A 16,625-nucleotide genomic window follows, 5' to 3' on the forward strand; every position below is an offset into this window, starting at 1 on the left:
AAATAACTGATATATAAGATATTATAACATATTCCATTAGATTACGCTATATATAAAATAGATAAAGTTGACAAAAAAATACCAGCAATTACAAGCACCTGCCGGGTTATTAATCTTTATTCACTTCAAAACTCAGGGGATTTTATTGAAAAAACAAAAATACCTATTGACATAATTTTGTTTGTCTATTATACTAAATGAGTATGTTTGCATTGGAACGTTCCGTGTCTCCGGGTCTGGTGCAGCAATATAAAAGTAAACCATAGTAAAGTTGGAGGTGTAAACATTGGCAAACATTAAATCTGCAAAGAAGAGAATTCTTGTAGCTCAGACAAGAACAGACAGAAATAAGGCGATTCGTTCTAAGGTAAAGACCGCAATTAAGAAGGTAGACGCAGCAGTTGCTGCTAACGATAAGGAAACTGCTTTAGCTGCTTTAGCAAATGCAACTTCTGAGATTAACAAGGCTACCAGTAAGGGTGTATATCACAAGAACACAGCTGCTAGAAAGATTTCCCGTTTAGCTGTAGCTGTAAACAAAATTGCTTAATATAAAGTGTGAATATAAAAAAGAACTGCTTAGGTGTGGGCAGTTCTTTTTTTGTTACCACAAAATCGTCATTTTTTCAAGACTTGAAGATGACGGCAGACTGCAAAGAATATTTTTTTAGATGCTTTTCGAATTATTCTGGAAATACAGGTGTCTTCAAAATAAAGTGATTTCTGGAAAAGCTTAAAAGGCCATCCCTTTGGAGGCGGGAAAGCTCTGTGGACATGGCACTGCGGTCAACAGACAGATAGTCGGCCAGCTGCTGCCGGTTGAAGGGAATGGTAAATTCCGGGCTGCCAGCCCTGATGGACTGGGCGGACAGATAGGATAAAAGCTTTTCCCGGGTGGTTTTCCGGGAAATATGTTCGATTTTTTTTGTCAGCATACGGTTTTTTTCTGCCAGAAGAGCCAGAAGATTATAAATCAGGCGGCTGTGATAGCTGCAGGTAGACGGACAGGTGTGAAGAAGTCTGGCTACACTGAGAAAAAGGACGCTGACCGGCTCTGCTGTAATGACGCTGACAGCCAGAGGCTCGGAAGGGGTGCAGGCATAGGTTTCACCGAATACCTCCCCGGGTCTGGCTGTACCGATGATGCTTCGATTACCCCAGAAATCCTCCTGAAGAATATGGACTGAGCCAGACAGCACCAGGCCGGCTGAATTTAAGAGATCACCGGCATGGAGAATATATTCATCCTTCTGATAGGTACGCAGCTGTGGCATAAGACAGGACAGAAGCTTTTCGATTTCCCTTTCGGATATATTGTGAAACAGACAGGACTGCTTTAAAACAGAAAGATAGGAAATAGGTATCATGAGAGTCTCCTTTCATAAAAACAAAAAAGCGTTGGAAATACAACATCATTGTAAGGGAAATTATAGTATAGTATAATTCAGAAGTCAAGAAATTAAAGGAGGAATACTTATTATGATAAGAAAAATTATTGAGATAGACCAGGAAAAATGTAACGGCTGTGGAGCTTGTGCAAAAGCCTGTCATGAGGGAGCAATTTCTATGGTAGATGGAAAGGCAACACTTATGCGGGATGATTACTGTGACGGTCTGGGAGACTGTTTACCGGCCTGTCCTGTGGATGCTATTCGCTTTGTAGAAAGAGAAGCTTTAGCCTACGATGAGGCAGCAGTGCTGGAAAATAAAAGACAGAAGCAGCCATTAAAGAACTGGCCGGTACAGATTAAGCTGGCACCGGTGAAAACGCCATATTTTAATGGAGCAGACCTTTTGATTGCGGCAGACTGTACAGCCTTTTCCTTCCGGGATTTTCATGATACCTTTGTAAAGAACAGAATTACCCTGGTAGGCTGTCCGAAGCTGGATATGGTAGACTATGCAGAAAAGCTAGGTGAAATTTTAAAAAATAATGAAATTAACAGTGTAACTGTTGTGCGGATGGAGGTGCCATGCTGTGGCGGTCTTACGATGGCTGTAAAAAAAGCCATGGAAAGCAGTGGAAAACGACTCCCGTGGCAGGTAATAACTCTTTCTACAGAAGGCAGTATCTTAGAAGAATAAATGTTCCATTAAAATTTTGATACCTAATAAAATAAGAATGATGCCGCCGGCAAACTCTGCTTTTGACCTATAGCGGGTTCCAAAGACACTTCCGACCTTAACACCGACTATAGACAAAAGGAGGGTGGTTACACCGATAAAGGATACCGCAGAGATAATCTGTACCGATAGAAAGGCAAAGGTTACGCCTACGGCAAGGGCATCAATACTGGTAGCTATGGCCAGAAGAAGCATATTCTTAGCAGATAAAGAAGCATCTGCTGGTTCCTCTTCCCTGGACATAGCTTCTTTTATCATATTAACACCGATAAACCCTAAAAGAAAAAAGGCAATCCAGTGGTCAATGGCTGTAATGCGGCTTTTGAACTGAACTCCTAAAATATATCCAATAAGAGGCATAAGTCCCTGAAAGCCGCCAAACCAAAGGCCAACGATAGCAGCGTTTTTTAGGGAAAATTTTCTTAGGGCCAGACCCTTACAGATGGCAACAGCAAAGGCATCCATAGAAAGTCCTACCGCAAGAGTAAAAAGAGTAAATAAATCCATGATAGAAGCTCCTTAGCTCTTTTTAACGCAGACGGCGGGATTCGAACCCGCGTGCCCCGAAAGGCTACCTGATTTCGAGTCAGGCTCGTTATGGCCACTTCGATACGTCTGCATAGCTTATAAAATTGTGTTTTAAGCACTCCGGCTGTAGCTTACGATGAGAAGCTCAATGCCCATGGTTTCATTAAGCCGGCCGGTTTTTATCTGTTCTTCAATCGAAGCACAGGCTTCTAAAGCCTCGATTAAGCGGGTTTTAGAAAAATTCTTCGCCTGAGCGATATATTTGTTCACAGCAAAGGGTGGTAGGGAGACCTTGGAGGCAATGATACTGTTGTTGTAGCCATGGCCAGAAAGCTCCTTTACCTGAAGCAGGATGTTAAACTGCCGTGATAAAAGAAAGAGAATCGACAGAGGCTTTTCTCTGAGGGTTAAAAGGTCATAGTAAAGGGTAAGGGCCTGACCCTGTCGACCGGAGGCGATGGCATCAATCATCTGGAATACCTTGCCGGTAACCAGTGTTGTGCAGACGGCATCAATATCCTCATTTTTAATCACATCACGGTCATAGGCATAGCAGATAAGCTTTTCCAGCTCCTGGGAAAGAAGCACCATATCTGTGCCGCATTTATTTAGAAAATAAAGGGCAGAGCTTTCGGTGATTTTTTTACCGCTAGCTTTCAAAGTGGTGGAAACCCAGAGCTTTAAGTTACGCTCATCCATACCATTCATCTCAGAAATATAGCCGAGCTCCTTGACTGCCTTATAAAGACGGTTCCTTTTATCTACCTCTTTTTCAACGAAAACAATATGGGTGGAATCGGGCATAGTCTTTAGATAATCAGCTAAATCATTAGAGGACTTAAAAAGACCACTGTTTTTAACACAAATCAGGCGGTGCTCACTAAAGAAGGGAAGGGTATCAGCTGCCTCCATAATTTTTAAAGGCTCTGTTTCCTTACCTTCAAAATAGCTGTAGTTCATATCATCACTGCCGGCTAAAATCCCAGCCTTCAGCTTATCCTGATACAGCTTTTTTAAGTAGTCCTCCGTGCCACAAAGCAGATAGACGGGTTTATATTCGTTGTTTTTAATATGCTCCTTAATCTTCTGCATTGTAACACCCCCTGCCTATCTATTGTACTAAGAAAGGAGAAAATAATCAAGGAAAAATTAATATTTTCTTTGGAAGGAGAATATACTTAAAAAGAGGTATTTAAAATAAAAAGAAGGAAGGAGACAATATGTGCGGAATCAGTGGATTTTGTGATTTCTCAGGAAACCTGCTTAATAACAGGGAATATCATTTGCAGATAGCAGAGAAAATGGGGCGGCGGCTTTTACATAGAGGACCAGATGATTTTGGAGCTTATGTAAGTGAGCATGCGGCCTTTTCCCATGCAAGACTGGCTGTTATGGACCCGGAAAGAGGAAAACAGCCGATGATAAAACGCAGAGAAGGCTATGAATATGCGATTGTCTATAATGGAGAAATCTATAATACAAGAGAACTTAGGAAAGACCTGGAAAAGGAAGGATTTTTCTTTGAAACTACTTCAGATACAGAAGTAGTATTAGCTGCTTATATGGTATATGGAAAAAGGATGATAGAGCTATTAAATGGAATTTATGCCTTTGCTATCTGGGATGGCTATGAAAGATGCGTCTTTTTGGGACGAGACCGTTTTGGTGTGAAGCCGTTGTTTTATACGGTAAAGGATGGAATCTTTCTTTTTGCATCGGAGCTTAAGGGCTTGTTAGAGCATCCAAGGGTAGAACCGGTGCTCAATGAATATGGCATCTGTGAGATATTTGGTCTGGGACCGGCACGTTCTCCGGGCTGCGGTGTTTATCAGGATATTTATGAGGTGCCGCCAGGATACATGGCTTATGTGGATTACAGCGGATGTAAGCTTAGCCGTTACTTTGAGCTGGAGCCGGGAGATAATAAGGAAAATTATGAAAATGCCGTGGAGCATACAAGAGAAATCCTTTTTGATGCTATTGAACGGCAGATGATATCAGATGTACCCATATGCACCCTGCTTTCCGGAGGATTAGACTCCAGTGTGGTATCTGCAGTTGCAGCCAGGTATTTAAAAAAGCAGGGAAAGCGACTGGACACCTATTCCTTTGATTATCAGGATAATACGAAGAATTTTAAGGCTTCCTCCTTTCAACCGGAGGAGGATAGGCCTTATGTAGAAAAAATGGTGGAAGCCATAGGCTCCCGTCACCGGTATCTGGAATGTGGAAATGAGGACCTTTTGGAGGGACTGTATGAGGCAGTTCGTGCCAAGGATCTGCCGGGAATGGCAGATGTGGATTCCTCCCTTCTTCGTTTTGCCAGAAAAATTAAGGAGAACCATACCGTGTGCCTGTCGGGAGAGTGTGCAGATGAAGTGTTTGGAGGATATCCGTGGTTCCGGGATGAGCAGGTATATAAAAACCCTGTTTTTCCATGGTCGAAAAATCTGGAGCTTAGAAAGGAGGTTTTAAGTCCGGAGCTACTTAGAAAGGCTCCAGTGGAGGACTATGTACGTTGCCAGTACGAGAAAACTATGAGGCGGGTACCGCTGACAGGAGAGGAAACAGAAGAAGAAAAGCGACAGAAGGAAATCAGCTATCTGAATACCTCATGGTTTATGACAACCCTTCTGGATAGAAAGGATCGTATGACGATGGCTTCGGGTCTGGAGGTCAGGGTACCTTTTGCAGACCATCGTCTGATATCCTATCTGTATCGTGTACCATGGAAATATAAATATCATAAGGGCGAGGTAAAGAGTCTTTTAAAGGATGCGGCGTCAGAGGTTTTACCAGAGGCGGTTTTAAGAAGGAAAAAGTGTCCGTATCCGAAAACCTATGATCCGGCTTATGAAAAAGCCTTAAAAATAGAGCTTATCAGACTTTTAGAGAGAAAAGAGGAGCCAATTGGATGGATTTTGAATCGTGAAGCGGTGCTCGGTATGTTAAAACAGCCGTCCGATTATGGACGGCCTTGGTTTGGACAGCTGATGGCGGCACCACAGATGTACGCCTATTTTATTCAGATTAATACCTGGCTAACGGAATATAAGGTAGATTGCAGTAAGCTGTAAAATCAGGATGGCAGGCATTCCGGCACGGAAGGACAGATGCTTCGTTTTGTGCCGGAAAACCTCCATTCCTAAGATGGAGCCGACAGAGCCGCCAAGGAGAGCAATGCCAAAGAGTGTTTTTTCGGGAATCCGCCACTGCCCGTGGATAGCTTTTTCTTTGTCGATACCCATAACGGCAAAGCCAGCCAGATTTATAAGAATGAAATAGATAATCACATAATTTACCCCCTTTCCAGGGGTAGTTTATCATAGAATCTACAGCGGGGCAAGTACAATCGGCTGCAGCTGCTTTTCATCCAGAGCAGCCTCCAGAGTCGGGAGAATCAGACTCATATTGGCAACCATGGAGTTTGGCTTTTTTACATAGTTATCCTGGCGGAAAGGAACAAAGTAAACATGTTTGCAGTTGAGAAGGAGACCGGTATTTTTAAAGCTCATGGAAAGAGCATCATTGGTTGAAATGCAGATGACCAAAGGCTTTTCATTACGAAGATGAGCCTTGGCAGCCATCAGGACAGGAGAGTCTGTGATGGCGAGGGAAAGCTTTGACAGCGTATTTCCGGTGCAGGGAGCAATCACCAGAATATCTAAAAGACTTTTAGGGCCAATCGGCTCGGCTGTTTCCAGTCTTAGTATCGGCTGTTTTCCTGTGATTTCCGCTGCTTTTTTCATGAATTCCTCCGTTGTGCCGAAACGACAGCGGATGTCCTGCACGGAATTAGAAAAAATAGGGGTTACATCAGCACCAGCATTGACCAGCCTTTCCATTTCTTCAAAGGCCTTCTGAAAGGTACAAAAGGAGCCGGTCATGGCAAAGCCGACCTTTTTTCCTTCTATTGTCATAGTTATACCTTCTTTCTTAGCGTATTTGTCTGAAAAATAAAATCTACCAGAATATCGCCAGAGGCTTTTGGAGCTACCTTTCCGGGGATTCCGAGAAAATGATGGAGATTCAGGGAAAGATTTTTGGCAGTCTTAAAATCAAAGCCTCCCGGGCGGGAAGCAATGTCAATCAACACGGCTTCTGGAGATATCCGTTTTAAAAGCGAACTGTCAAATATAAGGACAGGAACAGTATTAAAAATATAGTTGAAGTCTGAAACCCTGTGGGGAAGCTCTTCAAAGGAAATACTGTCATATCCCAGGGCCCTGCTAAGACAGCGGTCACAGTCCTGTCGGGCTGCTACGGTTACACAGCAATCAAGACCGGAAAGCTTCTTTGCCAGCACCTTGCCACAACGACCAAAGCCGGTAACCAGCACCTGGCTTCCGTGGAGGTTGCCGGAGCCACTTTCAATGGCCTTCATAATAGCACCCTCGGCAGTGGCAATACCATTTAAAATGGCTACTCCATCGTTTGTCATGAAATCATAAAAGCATACCCTTTTCTGTGTCAATGCCTCTTTAATATCCTTGGAAAACATACCTGCAAATACGGTCTGCCCGCTTTGAACCGAGTCCAGAAAGCATGAAATGGACATATCAGAGGAAGAGGTAAGGGCAGGAATCATACAGCCATCACTGGAAAAAGGAATAGCACTGATAATGACGGGACTGGACTGTATGGCAGCAGCCATAGTAGAACCCTGGCTTACTGCTCCTTCAATCAGTGGATGGGACAGGCCGTAGGCGATTACAGAAAGATGACAGGAAAGGAGACGCTTTATCATATAAATCTGGCGGATGTCGCCGCCAATGACTGAAATATCATACATAAGGAACCCTCTTTTTGCGAAAATTCAAATAGATTTATAAGGTATTGTATGAAGAAGGAGAGAAAAAGTTGAAAAATTTCCTATTGACAAAAATAAAGGATTCTCACTATAATATTTATACGAATAATAAAAATAAGCAATTCGCTTATTTGTGATAGACGAGGTACATAAATATGAACATTGCTGCTTTGATTGTTGCGGCAGGTATGTCTTCCCATATGAGTGATTTTAAGCCAATGATGAATATTGGTTCTATTTCTGCCGCACAGCGGATTATTGCGACCTTTCATCAGGCAGGTGTTACAAAAATTGTTATGGTGACAGGCTTTAATGCAACGATGTTGGAACGGCATCTGTCCGGCAACGGTATTATTTTCCTAAGAAATGAACAGTATGAAACTACCCAGATGTTCGATTCGGTCAAAATTGGATTGGAATATCTGAAGGATAAATGTGACCGGGTGCTATTCACTCCCGTAGATGTTCCGTTATTTACAGCTCATACAGTAAGCAAACTGATGACTCCTGCGGCACCTCTTATTTTACCCCGGTGCCAGGGGAAAGGAGGACATCCCGTTGCTATTTCTGCAGAGCTGGTTCCGGAGCTTTTAGAAGATACCGGTGAAATGGGGCTAAGAGGGGCCATGTCTCGTTGTAGTGTGGAGCTTACCTTCGTGGATGTGGAGGATCCCGGTACTTTGAAGGATGCGGATACACCAGGGGATTTTACATCCTTGCTGGAGTACCACAATGCTCATTTGGTGCGGCCTGAAATTTCTGTTGCTTTGGCAAGAGAGGTTATTTTTCTGGACAGCAAAACCGCTACATTGTTAGCATTGGTGGATGAGACAAATTCTGTGAAAACTGCCTGCCAACGTATGCAAATCTCTTACACTAGTGCCTGGTCATTGATTCGCACGTTAGAGTCTCAGCTTAGTTATCCCTTGCTGCTTAGGAGCCAGGGTGGAGCAACTGGAGGAACCAGTGTCCTGTCTGACAGGGGTAAGCAGCTACTTAAGAAATTTTTAGATTATCAGACTGAACTAAGAAATTACGCCAAGCTGCTTTATGAAAAATGCTTTTCGGATGAATTTGATGTAAATTGACGAGGGAGGACTAATTCTATGCGAAATATGCTAAACACAATGAAAGATAGACTTGTAGCAGGAGAAGATCTGGTGCTGGTAACCGTTATAGCCTCCTCCGGTGCTACACCCCGGGGAGCCGGGGCACGGATGCTGATTGGTAAGCAGGGGCGTATCTGCGGCACTATCGGCGGAGGTGCAGTGGAATACCGTTCTGAAGCTATTGCCAAAACGGTTCTGGAAAACAAAAGCTCCTATGGTCATGATTTTACCCTGACCAAGGATGATGTACAGAATCTGGGTATGATTTGCGGTGGTACATGCAATGTATTCTTCCACTATATTCCAACTGGAGATTCCAGTCTAATAGCTTTGGCAGAGGAAGCAGAGAGGCGGTTTGCCAAGGGAGAGGACCTTTGGCTTATCTCCGATATTGCAGCAGGGGGGAAACTTTTCCTGGCAGAGAAATCTGAGGAAGCTTTGGCGAAACATCTGACCCGGCATCCTCACCGTGTTCAGGAGGATGGAAAAGACCTCTACATTGAGCAGATTAACACCTCTGGCAGGGTCTACATATTTGGCGGTGGTCATGTGGCCCAGGAACTGGTACCTGTCCTTTCGCATGTGGGTTTCCGGTGTGTGGTTATGGACGACCGAAAGGAGTTTACCAGGCCCAATCTGTTCCCGGCGGCGGAAGAGATCATTTTGGGAGATTTTTGCAGGATTTCCGATTGCTGTACTATTGGCAGCGAGGATTATGTCTGTGTCATGACCCGGGGCCATGCCTATGATACTTTGGTACAGGCTCAGGTACTCCGCTGCTGCCCGGCTTATTGTGGTGTTATTGGAAGTGTCTTTAAGGCAGCAGGTGTCCGCAAGACGTTAAAAGAAGAGTATGGTCTGCTGGATGAAGAACTGGCTCTTGTCACCACCCCTATCGGCCTGAATATCAAGGCTGAGACTCCGGCGGAAATCGCCGTTTCCATCGCTGCTCAGATGATCCTTCATCGGGCAGAGAGGAACGGCCTGTGAAACGGCGCCTGTTTCTTACCGGTGCTATAGGCTGCGGAAAAAGCACGGCAATTGAGCAGGCTCTTGGAAATAAGATCAGCAGCTGTTGCGGCTTTCTCACCCGGCGGATCCGGGACGAGCAGGGCAAGCTGGTCTCTTTTTCTCTTCTGGATCTTAGCAGCGGCAGAGAAGAAGTCTTTCTGGATTTCTCTTCCGGGCACCCGGAGATGTACATGGCAGTTTTCAAGACACTGGGAGCAGTTTCTTTGAGAGGGGACCTTCTGGTACTGGATGAGATTGGCGGCATAGAGCTACTTTGCACGGAGTTTGCAGCTTCTTTGAAAGAGGCATTGACAAGGGATGTTCCCATCCTTGGGGTAATGAAGGGAGAAGGGCCGGCAAATGCTTTGATTCAGGCACTGGGATTATCCGAAGAATACAAGACAGCAGCGAACCAGCTACGAAAATGGCTGCAGGAGGATGAAGAAACGTTGCTGTATACCTGTAATCGGTTTGATGAAAATGCGTTGCTTTTGGCAAAGCAATGGGCGGAGGTGTATGTTCATGAAGAACTTTTTTGAGCTGTATGACGTTTTGCTCCAGGGTATCCAGGAGAACGCTGTTGTTATGAATGCGATGAGGGGCAATTGTTGGACGGCGGTGGAGACCGGTTCCTCTTTTGGCATGGCTATGACCACCCTGGGGGATACCGTTCCCAAGATGCTTTCCAGTGACTATACCGGGATGCCTCTTCGGGAACTGGCTGAGGCTGCAAAAAGCTGGAATCTGACGGAAGCAGGCTTTGGCATGGCTGCCATTAATGCATTTTACAACACTCCGGCACGGCTGGAGCAGCTTGACGCTTACGAGCCTTTTGATAACTACTGCACCGACGGACTGGATCTATGCGGAAAGCACATCGGTGTGGTAGGACATCTGAATATGCTTCAATCTATCTATGCACAGGCTGCCAGCGTGCGGATTTTGGAACGCAGCCCCCAGCCTGGAGATTATCTGGACACTGCCTGCGACTGGCTGCTGCCTCAGTGCGATGTGGTGATCATGACTGCCAGCACCCTGGTGAATAAGACCCTGCCCCATCTGCTGGAGCTAAGCAAAGATGCCTATACCATTCTGGTAGGGCCCAGCTGCCCTATGTGTCCCGGTCTTCTGGAACTGGGCATTGACCGTATTGCTGGACTGGTCATCACCGATATGGAGGGGATGAAGCTTAAAATCATCCATGAAATTCCCGGTTCACCCTATTCCATGGGCATACCCTTCCTTCTGAGGAGGGAATGCCTATGAAGGAAATTGAAAGAAAGCACCGCCGTACGGTGGGAATAATGCTTCTTGCTCTGGCAGTGTGTATTCTTGGTTCTTTTACCCTGGGACGGTATCCTGTTTCCCTGAGGGAGCTTCTGGGGGTACTGGGCAGCAAGCTTGGCTTTCCTGTATCTCCTTTTTGGACAGAACAAGTGGAGACTGCGGTGTGGAACATCCGTCTGCCACGGGTGGTTCTCAGTGTGCTGGTAGGCTGCTGCCTGGCTACCGCAGGTGCCAGCTATCAGGGCGTCTTCCAGAATCCCATGGCATCTCCGGATATCCTTGGGGCTTCTGCCGGTGCCGGTTTTGGTGCAGCCCTGGCCATTTTACTGGGAGCTTCCAGTGTGGGGATTACCCTGGGAGCCTTCGCCGCAAGCCTGCTGACTGTAGCACTGGTGTTCATCATCAGCCGTCACGCCAAAGGAGACCGGGTATTGGGATTGGTACTGGCAGGCATCATGGTATCCTCTCTGTTTCAGTCGGGGACCTCTTTTCTGAAGCTGGTGGCTGACCCTAACAATCAGCTGCCCCAAATTACCTACTGGCTTATGGGCAGCCTTAGCGGTGCCAAGTGGGGGGACATTCTCTTTGTCCTGTTGCCCATGCTGGCAGGATTGATTCCGCTGCTACTGATACGCTGGCAGCTGAATGTCATTACTATGGGCGATGACGAGGCCCGAGCTATGGGTGTCGATGCACCCGGAATTCGGCTGTGGATTATCCTTTGCTCTACCCTGGTCACTGCTTCTGCAGTATCCGTCAGCGGAATGATTGGATGGGTGGGACTGGTGATTCCCCACATGATGCGGCGGCTGGTAGGTTCTGACTACCGTTTTCTGATGCCTGCCTCCATGCTAGGCGGCGGTATTTTTCTGCTGATTGTGGACAATGTTTCCCGAAATGCCACTGCTGCCGGCATTCCCATTGGGATTCTCACATCCTTCATTGGTGCACCGTTTTTTCTGTGGCTCATCACCGGAAGGAGGGAACATTATGAGCATTGAGGTCAAAAATCTGAACTTTTCCTATGGAGATCGCCCCGTCCTTCATGATATTAGCTTCAAGGTGGAAGGGGGAGAGGTTCTCTCAATTCTCGGTCCCAATGGAGTCGGAAAAAGCACGTTGTTTCGTTGCGTATTGGGTCTTTTGTCCGGCTATACCGGACAGGTTTTGGTAGATGGGGTGGATGCCCGCAGCTTTTCTGTTCGGGAGTTATCAAAGCATATTGCCTATATTCCCCAGTCCAGCCATCCGATTTTCAATTACAGTGCTTTTGATATTGTTCTGATGGGCCGGTCCAGCGGCCTTTCCACCTTTCAGAGTCCAGGCAAAAAGGATACGGAAATCTGCCATTGGGCCATGGATAAGGTAGGTATTTCCCGGCTGTCCGACCGATGCTTTCATCGTTTGTCCGGCGGCGAACAGCAGTTGGTGCTAATCGCCCGGGCACTGGTACAGAATGCACCCATCCTGATGCTGGATGAGCCCACCGAGAATCTGGATTTTGGCAATCAGCTGCTGGTGCTGGAGCAGGCTCAGAATCTGGCCCGGGAAGGCTACACCGTCATCCAAACCACTCACCATCCGGAGCAGAGCTATATGTTCTCCGATCGGATTCTGACCATTCAGAAAGGCCGGGTATTAAACGAAGGAAAGCCGGGAGATGTGCTGACACAGGAAACGATGCAGGCTCTCTATGGTGTCGATGTTGAGGTGGTGAGTCTGTATCAGGATTGTGCACGAATCTGCATTCCAAAAACCATTATAGTATAAACTTAGGAGGAAACAAAATGAAGAAGAAATTTCTAACCTTGATTATGGCAGTTTGTATGAGCCTAACAGTGTTCACCGGATGTGGAGATGGTAAACAGAATGAGAAAACCACTCCGGCACCTGCCGAAACTGTTACAGAAGCTAGCTCTGCCACCCAGGAGTTTACCGATTCTGCAGGCAGGACCGTGACAGTGCCTGCAAAGATTGAGACTATAGCCATTTCCGGGCCTTTATCCCAGGTCTACATTCTGCCCCTGGCAGGTGATATGCTGGTAGGTGTTAGCAATGCCTACTCCGAGGATGCGGCTCAGTATCTGCCTGCCTACATTTTTGAAAAGACCGAAATTGGTCAGCTTTATGGCGGCAAGGGAGAATTGGATCTGGAAGCTCTGCTAGCAGTGAGTCCGGATGTGGTTATTGACCTCGGCGAGCCCAAAGGCAGCATTGTCGAGGATCTGGATGCCCTGACCGAGCAGACTGGCATCCCTTTTATCCACATTGATGCAACCGTAGCTACTGCCCCGGAAGCTTATCGTACACTGGGTAAGCTGCTGGATCGGGAGGAGAAGGCAGAAGAACTGGCCCGGTGGTGTGAAAATACCTATGCCAGTATGACAGCTATGATGGAAAAGGTAGATGCTGACAACGCCCGAAAGAGCATCCTTTACTGTCTGGGAGACAAGGGTGTCAATGTCATTGCCCAGGGGTCTTTCCATGCAGAAACATTGAACCTGATGGGCAATAACTTGGCCGTTGTAGAGGATGTGGTCTCTAGTGGTGCAGGTAATGAGGTAGATTTGGAACAGATTATGGTATGGAATCCGGATGTGATTATCTTTGCTCCGGACAGCTGTTACGCTGATATTGCTGCAGCAGAAGAATGGAAGAGCATCAAGGCTGTAACGGAAGGCAAGTATTATAAAACCCCTTACGGCCCTTATGGTTGGCTATCCTCTCCTCCTTCAGTACAGCGGTATTTAGGTATGCTGTGGCTGGGTGAGCTGCTGTATCCGGAGTATACTGAATATGACCTTCAAGAAAAAATTACCGAATACTATAAGCTGTTCTATGACTGCGATCTGACCGATGAGATGTATCAGGCCCTTATCGCCAATGCACTTCCTTAAAAATGCAAAACACCAACTGCCAGATCTCGAAAGAATCTGGCAGTTGGTGTAAAATTAAGAACAGTCTTTTTTTATTTGTCTTATTCATCTTTAGAGGTGTCCTCATCATCAAAGAAATCGTCATCAAAATCGTCATCGAAGTCGTCTTCAAAATCCTCCAGATAGTCAGGAATGAAGTACTTATATACAGCGTAAGCGATAGCAGCAACTGCAGCAACTGCACCGATGACAGCAAGAATCCAGATAATGCAGGACTTTTTTTCCTCTTCCAGTTCTTTTTTGTGAATCAGTTCATTTAATTTTGCTGCATTTAATAAATCCTCCAGTTTATTACTCATAATAACACGTCCTTTCCATACTATAGGTATAAAATCATTATATCACTTTTTGAGGTTTTTTACTATAGCTTTTAAAAATTTTATATTTGCTTCAATTTTGCAAAGGAAGCACGCATCTTTTTCGTACCGCTGTTCACAAAGTCGACAGTGACCTCATAATCATTCGGAAGCTTGTTAAGCTCTGATACAATGCCGATACCAAAGCGGCTGTGCTCTACCGTGTCGCCCACCTGATAGGAAGGGGTGCTGCCGGAGACAGGCTCTGCCGTTGGGGTTACTCTTCGTGGCTTAGGCTTGTCAAAGATAGAAGAATCCGGACTCGTTTGCCGGTTAAGGTTACCGACACCTTTCTGAATAAAAGGGTTATTTCCGAATATGCCTCCATCGCCGCTTGGTGTCAGCTTTCCCTTTGGAAGACTGGTTCCGGAGAAGCTGCTGCCAGCAGGACGGGAACCAAACCGTGGTGGAAGAGAAGACCCATTCTGCTTTAACAGATAGCGTGGTATCTCATGGATAAAGCGAGAGGGCTTATTAAACTGTGTCTCGCCCCTAAGCATACGCTGTCTGGCTCCACTAAGGAAAAGACGTTCTCTGGCACGGGTGATACCGACATAGCAAAGCCGCCGCTCTTCCTCAACCTCGGTTGGATCATCGGAAACGATGGTCATATAGCTTGGGAAAATGCCGTCTTCCATGCCACACATATAAACATATGGAAACTCCAGTCCCTTGGCACTGTGGAGAGTCATTAAAACGACAACGTTGGTGCTGTCCTCCAGACTGTCAATATCAGCAACCAAAGCGACTTCTTCTAAAAATTCACTTAGGGTCGGCGGTTCATCAGCAGCCTCCTCAAAGGCAACAATTTTGTTTAACAGTTCATCAATATTTTCCAGACGGCTTTCGGCTTCGACTGTCTCCTCTGCTTTTAAGTCGTCAACATAGCCGGTGGCATCCAAAATCTCCTTCATTAAATCCTCAAGGGAATAAGCCGGGTCATTTGTTTTGCCCTTTAGGATCTCAATCAGGCTGACAAAGGACTCAAGCTTTCCTAAGGCTCTGCCGATGCTTGGTATCTGGGAGGCATGGCGGAGAGCTTCGTAAAAGCTCATTTCATTGCGGAAGGCATAATCAGAAACACGATCAATCGTGGTCAGACCGATACCACGCTTAGGAACATTAATAATACGCTTGACGGCAATATCATCCTGGCCGTTGTCAATTGTTTTTAAATAGCACAGCATATCCTTGATTTCTTTACGGGCGTAGAAGTTGATAGCACCTACGATTTTATAAGGTATATTGTTCCGTACCAGTTTTTCCTCAAAGATACGGGACTGGGCGTTGGTGCGGTAGAGGATGGCAAAATCCGAATAGGCCCGGCCATGGTCAGAGGTCTCCTTTTGGATACTTTCTACCACAAAGTCTGCTTCGTTATATTCGGTGTCAAACTGGCAGTAGGAAATCAGCTCACCCTCTTCATTATCGGTCCAGAGAGCTTTATCTTTCCGCTCTATATTATTGTGAATGACAGCATTGGCAGCCTTTAAAATGATCTTGGTAGAGCGGTAGTTTTGCTCCAGCTTGATTACCAGAGTATCCGGAAACTGCTTTTCAAAGTTTAAAATATTATGTATATTGGCACCACGGAACTTATAAATCGACTGGTCGTCATCACCTACTACACACAGATTACGGTATTTGGAGGCCAAGAGACTCACCAGACGGAACTGGGAGGTATTGGTATCCTGATACTCGTCTACCATAATATAGAGAAAGCGGTTCTGATAGTATTCCAGGATGTCCGGATGATTCTCAAACAGCTCTACTGTTTTGTAAATAAGGTCATCAAAATCCAAAGCGTTATTAGCCTTCAGACGTTTCTGATATTCATGGTAGGCCTGGGCGTATTTTTCCTTTACAAAGTCACCGCGTACGTTCAGAGCGTACCGCTCGGGGGAAACCAGCTCATCCTTAGCAGAGGAAATGGCAGATAGGATGGAACGCTCTTTGATATTTTTGGTATCAATATTTAAGTATTTACAGATTTCCTTCATCAGGGTCTTCTGGTCATCCGCGTCATAGATAGTAAAGCTTCTATCATAGCCAAGAGCCTCAATATAGCGGCGTAGAATCCGTACACAGGTAGAGTGGAAGGTGCTGACCCAGATGTTTTCTGAGCCGTAGCCCACGATTTTATCGACACGCTCCCGCATCTCCTTGGCTGCCTTGTTGGTGAAGGTAAGAGCCAGGATGCTCCATGGGTTGACATCATGCTCGCTAATCAGGTAGGCGATACGGTGGGTCAGTACCCTTGTCTTTCCAGAACCGGCACCTGCCAGAATTAAAAGGGGACCGTCCCTGTGGAGAACGGCTTTTTTTTGTTCCGTATTTAAACCATTTAGTATAGTATCCATTTTTTTTCATCCTTTTGATTTATTTTACATTCGAATATATGTTTAGAGTATACCATTTTTCAGAGACTTGTTCAAGGAAGATTTCTTGCATTTTCTTCTTTACA

The 16,625-nt window shown here is 45.7% G+C and carries 18 protein-coding genes and 1 tRNA gene; 10 read left to right on the top strand and 9 right to left on the bottom strand.

What is annotated here, in order from left to right:
- Positions 1-286: 286 nt before the first annotated feature.
- A complete protein-coding gene (rpsT, locus tag ASU35_RS14855) occupies positions 287-550 on the top strand; it encodes a 30S ribosomal protein S20 (RefSeq protein ID WP_058353768.1) in 264 nt (87 codons plus the stop codon).
- A gap of 133 nt (positions 551-683) precedes the next feature.
- On the opposite strand, the gene ASU35_RS14860 is transcribed toward rpsT, so the two are convergent.
- Positions 684-1,367 (bottom strand): Crp/Fnr family transcriptional regulator, encoded by a 684-nt coding sequence (locus tag ASU35_RS14860; protein WP_058353769.1) that lies wholly within the window; start codon positions 1,365-1,367, stop codon positions 684-686.
- A gap of 112 nt (positions 1,368-1,479) precedes the next feature.
- Between ASU35_RS14860 and ASU35_RS14865 the strand changes: the two genes are divergently transcribed.
- A complete protein-coding gene (locus tag ASU35_RS14865) occupies positions 1,480-2,085 on the top strand; it encodes an ATP-binding protein (protein WP_058353770.1) in 606 nt (201 codons plus the stop codon).
- Here the strand turns inward: ASU35_RS14865 and ASU35_RS14870 are convergent.
- The 3 genes from ASU35_RS14870 to holA all read right to left on the bottom strand — a co-directional run bounded on the left by ASU35_RS14870 (position 2,074) and on the right by holA (position 3,744).
- The gene (locus tag ASU35_RS14870; RefSeq protein ID WP_058353771.1) at positions 2,074-2,631 is read right to left on the bottom strand and encodes a manganese efflux pump MntP; all 558 of its coding nucleotides are present in this window, start codon (positions 2,629-2,631) and stop codon (positions 2,074-2,076) included. The two genes, ASU35_RS14865 and ASU35_RS14870, sit on opposite strands and share 12 nt — an antisense overlap.
- Before the next feature lie 26 nt (positions 2,632-2,657).
- Positions 2,658-2,743: transfer RNA gene (locus tag ASU35_RS14875), tRNA-Ser, on the bottom strand.
- Positions 2,744-2,763: 20 nt separating this feature from the next.
- Complete coding sequence (holA, locus tag ASU35_RS14880) at positions 2,764-3,744, bottom strand: DNA polymerase III subunit delta (RefSeq protein WP_058353772.1); 981 nt, start codon at positions 3,742-3,744, stop codon at positions 2,764-2,766.
- 128 nt (positions 3,745-3,872) lie between these two features.
- On the opposite strand from holA, the gene asnB reads away from it, so the two are divergent.
- Positions 3,873-5,729 (top strand): asparagine synthase (glutamine-hydrolyzing), encoded by a 1,857-nt coding sequence (gene asnB, locus ASU35_RS14885; protein WP_058353773.1) that lies wholly within the window; start codon positions 3,873-3,875, stop codon positions 5,727-5,729.
- On the opposite strand, the gene ASU35_RS14890 is transcribed toward asnB, so the two are convergent.
- The 3 genes from ASU35_RS14890 to dpsA are packed head-to-tail and all read right to left on the bottom strand — an operon-like array spanning position 5,694 to position 7,444.
- Positions 5,694-5,945 carry a DUF1294 domain-containing protein gene (locus ASU35_RS14890; RefSeq protein WP_278278081.1) on the bottom strand — a complete coding sequence of 84 codons (252 nt, stop codon included), beginning with the start codon at positions 5,943-5,945 and terminating at the stop codon, positions 5,694-5,696. The two genes, asnB and ASU35_RS14890, sit on opposite strands and share 36 nt — an antisense overlap.
- A gap of 39 nt (positions 5,946-5,984) precedes the next feature.
- Complete coding sequence (locus tag ASU35_RS14895; RefSeq protein WP_058353774.1) at positions 5,985-6,572, bottom strand: dipicolinate synthase subunit B; 588 nt, start codon at positions 6,570-6,572, stop codon at positions 5,985-5,987.
- Positions 6,573-6,574: 2 nt separating this feature from the next.
- Positions 6,575-7,444: a dipicolinate synthase subunit DpsA gene (gene dpsA, locus ASU35_RS14900; protein ID WP_058353775.1), complete on the bottom strand. Its 870-nt coding sequence runs from the start codon at positions 7,442-7,444 to the stop codon at positions 6,575-6,577.
- A 173-nt stretch (positions 7,445-7,617) separates the two neighbouring features.
- Between dpsA and ASU35_RS14905 the strand changes: the two genes are divergently transcribed.
- Genes ASU35_RS14905 through ASU35_RS14935 form a run of 7 tightly spaced genes read left to right on the top strand, consistent with a single transcriptional unit; the run spans position 7,618 to position 13,766 of the window.
- Positions 7,618-8,550 (top strand): NTP transferase domain-containing protein, encoded by a 933-nt coding sequence (locus tag ASU35_RS14905; RefSeq protein ID WP_058353776.1) that lies wholly within the window; start codon positions 7,618-7,620, stop codon positions 8,548-8,550.
- An 18-nt stretch (positions 8,551-8,568) separates the two neighbouring features.
- Entirely contained in the window at positions 8,569-9,561 is a 993-nt protein-coding gene (locus tag ASU35_RS14910; protein WP_058353777.1) for an XdhC family protein, read from the top strand.
- Positions 9,558-10,121 (top strand): nucleoside-triphosphatase, encoded by a 564-nt coding sequence (locus ASU35_RS14915; protein WP_058353778.1) that lies wholly within the window; start codon positions 9,558-9,560, stop codon positions 10,119-10,121. Before ASU35_RS14910 ends, ASU35_RS14915 begins: the two co-directional genes overlap by 4 nt.
- Positions 10,105-10,848 (top strand): DUF364 domain-containing protein, encoded by a 744-nt coding sequence (locus ASU35_RS14920; RefSeq protein WP_058353779.1) that lies wholly within the window; start codon positions 10,105-10,107, stop codon positions 10,846-10,848. The genes ASU35_RS14915 and ASU35_RS14920 overlap by 17 nt, the downstream gene beginning before the upstream one ends.
- Positions 10,845-11,870, top strand: coding sequence for a FecCD family ABC transporter permease (locus ASU35_RS14925; RefSeq protein ID WP_058353780.1), 1,026 nt, complete (start codon positions 10,845-10,847; stop codon positions 11,868-11,870). The genes ASU35_RS14920 and ASU35_RS14925 overlap by 4 nt, the downstream gene beginning before the upstream one ends.
- Complete coding sequence (locus ASU35_RS14930; RefSeq protein ID WP_058353781.1) at positions 11,860-12,639, top strand: ABC transporter ATP-binding protein; 780 nt, start codon at positions 11,860-11,862, stop codon at positions 12,637-12,639. Before ASU35_RS14925 ends, ASU35_RS14930 begins: the two co-directional genes overlap by 11 nt.
- A 17-nt stretch (positions 12,640-12,656) precedes the next feature.
- Positions 12,657-13,766: an ABC transporter substrate-binding protein gene (locus ASU35_RS14935; protein WP_058353782.1), complete on the top strand. Its 1,110-nt coding sequence runs from the start codon at positions 12,657-12,659 to the stop codon at positions 13,764-13,766.
- Positions 13,767-13,846: 80 nt separating this feature from the next.
- Here ASU35_RS14935 and ASU35_RS14940 read toward each other — a convergent pair whose 3' ends face one another.
- A complete protein-coding gene (locus tag ASU35_RS14940) occupies positions 13,847-14,104 on the bottom strand; it encodes a hypothetical protein (RefSeq protein WP_058353783.1) in 258 nt (85 codons plus the stop codon).
- A gap of 80 nt (positions 14,105-14,184) precedes the next feature.
- Entirely contained in the window at positions 14,185-16,521 is a 2,337-nt protein-coding gene (locus ASU35_RS14945; protein WP_058353784.1) for an ATP-dependent helicase, read from the bottom strand.
- Between the last annotated feature and the right edge of the window lie 104 nt (positions 16,522-16,625).

This window comes from Acetivibrio ethanolgignens, from assembly GCF_001461035.1.
Taxonomy (GTDB): Bacteria; Bacillota; Clostridia; order Lachnospirales; family Lachnospiraceae; genus Velocimicrobium; species Velocimicrobium ethanolgignens.